This window comes from Photorhabdus cinerea (assembly GCF_011189575.1).
Taxonomy (GTDB): Bacteria; Pseudomonadota; Gammaproteobacteria; order Enterobacterales; family Enterobacteriaceae; genus Photorhabdus; species Photorhabdus cinerea.
Genome location: NZ_PUJW01000079.1, coordinates 1 through 3121, shown reverse-complemented (window position 1 = coordinate 3121; position 3121 = coordinate 1). Strand labels below are relative to the sequence as shown.

The following is a 3121-nucleotide window of genomic DNA, read 5'->3' as shown; positions in this document are numbered from 1 at the left end:
ATCCGACAATCGGACGTCCGCTGACCAATACCCGTCTGTATTTACTGGATAGTGAGGGACATCCTGTGCCGCTGGGGGCGATAGGGGAATTGTACATAGGTGGCGCGGGAGTGACGCGAGGCTACCTCAATCGCCCGGATTTGACGGCGGAACGTTTCCTGATTGATCCGTTCAGTGATAAACCGGGTGCGCGGATGTACCGGACCGGGGATTTGGCCCGTTATCTGCCAGACGGTAATCTGGAATTCCTGGGGCGTAATGACTATCAAGTCAAAATCCGTGGTTTCAGGATAGAGCTGGGAGAAATTGAGGGACAGTTGTCGGAACATCCGGCGGTGAGTGACTGTGTGGTGCTGGCGCTGGGAGAAGGGCAGGAGAAACGGCTGGTGGCCTATGTGGTGGCGGAAGCTCATGAGGAGTTGGTTAATAGTCTGCGTACCCACCTGAGTGCCCTGTTGCCGGATTATATGGTGCCGTCGGCCTTTGTGCGGCTGGATGCGTTTCCATTGACGCCTAACAGTAAGCTGGATCGTCAGGCGTTACCGGCCCCGGACAGTGAGGCGTTTGCCCGTCAGGTTTACGCCGCGCCGCAGGGAGAAACGGAAATCGCGTTGGCGGCGATTTGGCATGAGTTGCTGGGGATTGACCAGATCAGCCGGTACGACAGCTTCTTTGCGTTGGGTGGCCATTCACTGCTGGCGGTACGCATGATTGAACGCCTGCGTCACCTGGGGCTGACGCTGGCGGTGCGTGACCTGTTCCAGTCACCGGGGTTGTCGGAACTGGCGCAAACACTGGGGCAACATCAGTCAGTGGTGGTACCACCGAATGTCATTACGTCAGCGACAACGACACTCACCCCCGCCATGTTGCCGCTGATAGATCTGACCCAGACTGAGATTGACCGTATCGTTGAGCAGGTACCGGGCGGGGTGACCAATATTCAGGATATCTATGCCTTGTCACCGTTGCAGGACGGGATTTTGTTCCACCATTTACTGGCAAACGACGGTGATACGTATCTGGTCGTCAGTCAGATGGCTTTTGCTGAGCGGTCTCTGCTGGATCGTTATCTGGCGGCGGTGCAACAGGTGGTTGATCGCCATGATATCCTGCGGACCGCCTTTATCTGGCAGGGATTGTCTGCGCCGGCTCAGGTGGTCTGGCGTCAGGCTGCCTTATCCGTGATGGAATTGACGCTGGACCCGGCGGATGGGGCGGTTGATGATCAACTCAGGCAACGTTTTGATCCCCGTCATTATCGCCTTGATTTGGGGCAGGCGCCGTTATTGCGCTTTGTGGTGGCGCAGGAGACCGATGGCCGCTGGATTGTGCTGCAACTGCTGCATCACCTGATTGGTGACCACACCACGCTGGAAGTGATGCACCGTGAAGTACAGGCGTGCCTTGCCGGGCAGGGAAATAGCCTGTCTGCACCGTTCCCGTTCCGCAATCTGGTGGCGGAGGTCCGGTTGGGGGTCAGTCAGGAAGCGCACCGCCGTTTCTTCACCGATATGCTGGCAGAGGTGGATGAACCCACCCTGCCGTTCGGGCTGGCGGAGGTGCATCTTGATGGATCTCAGGAGACGGAATCTTACCGGATACTGCCTGCCGGGTTGAATGACCGTCTGCGTAGTCAGGCCAGACATCTGGGTGTCAGTCTGGCGGCGCTGTGTCATCTGGCCTGGGCGCAGGTATTGTCGCGTACCAGCGGTCAGGAGAAAGTGGTGTTTGGCACGGTGTTGTTTGGGCGCATGGCGGCAGGGGAAAGGGCTGATAGTGGCATGGGGTTGTTTATTAATACCCTGCCGTTACGGCTGGATATCAATGAGACCCCGGTACGGGACAGTGTGCAGGAGGTGCATCTGCGACTGGCCGGCTTGCTGGCGCATGAGCATGCTTCACTGGCGCGGGTCCAGCGTTGCAGCGGGGTGCAGGGGGATATGCCACTCTTTAGCAGTCTGTTGAACTATCGGCATAATGCTTTGCTGGCAACGTCAGATGAATGGATAAGCGGGATTGAATTTCTGGGGGGACAGGAGCGGACCAACTATCCGTTTGGGTTGTCGGTGGAGGATTTTGGTGAATCGCTGGGATTGACTGCTAATGTGGTGCAGCCGTTTGATCCAGATCGGCTATGTGGTTATATGCAGCAGGCGTTGGAAAGTCTGGTGGAGACATTGGAGCAGGCCCCTGAGACACCGGTACGGGCACTGAACGTTCTGCCTGAAATGGAACGCAAGTTGTTACTGGAAACCTGGAACGCGACTGATCCATCCTATCCAGACCCGTTATGTATTCATCAGCTGTTTGAGCAACAGGCAGAGCAGGCCCCACAAGCCACGGCGTTAGAATATCAACAACAGATTTTCAGTTATGCGGAACTGAATGCCCGTGCTAACCGTCTGGCTCATCAACTGATGGCCCTGGGCGTTATACCAGACCAGCGGGTAGCGATTTGTGTGGCCCGTTCCCCGGCTATGGTGGTGGCGCTGTTGGCGGTACTGAAAGCCGGTGGCGCCTATGTGCCGCTGGATGCCACTTATCCGGCGGAACGTCTGGCGTATATCCTGAATGATACGGCCCCGTCAGTGGTGCTGATTGATGAAACCGGGCGGGCGGCATTGGGTGAATCTGCGCTGGTTGGGTTGACAGTACTTGATCCGAATATCCAGCCTGATCAGCCGGCCCGCAATCCGCTGGTCCCAGCGTTAACGCCACAGCATCTGGCTTACGTCATCTACACTTCCGGCTCCACCGGGCAGCCGAAAGGCGTGATGGTGGAACATCAGGCGGTGTATCAACGTTATCTGGGCTTTAATGAGCTTTATGATGTCACCGCTCAAGACCGGGTGTTGCAATTTGCTGCTTTTGCGTTTGATGTTTCAGTGGAAGAATTTTTCTCGTCATTATGCAACGGGGCCACGCTGGTGATCCGTGATGATAGCTGGCTGGCGTCGGTGCCGGAATTCATTGCTTTAACCCGGAAACATAGTATTACGGTTATCTCTCTGCCGACCTTATTCTGGTCTGAACTGGCGGCCCGGGACACCGGATTACCGCTGCCGGATTGCCTGCGACTCATCATCATTGGGGGTGAGGCAGTGAAGAGGAACGCCGT

The 3121-nt window shown here is 56.6% G+C and carries 1 protein-coding gene; it reads left to right on the top strand.

Annotated elements, in window-relative coordinates; translation table 11 throughout:
• Window positions 1-3121 (top strand): AMP-binding protein (locus C5469_RS22510; protein WP_166310893.1); only part of this gene is annotated, 3121 nt, incomplete at both ends.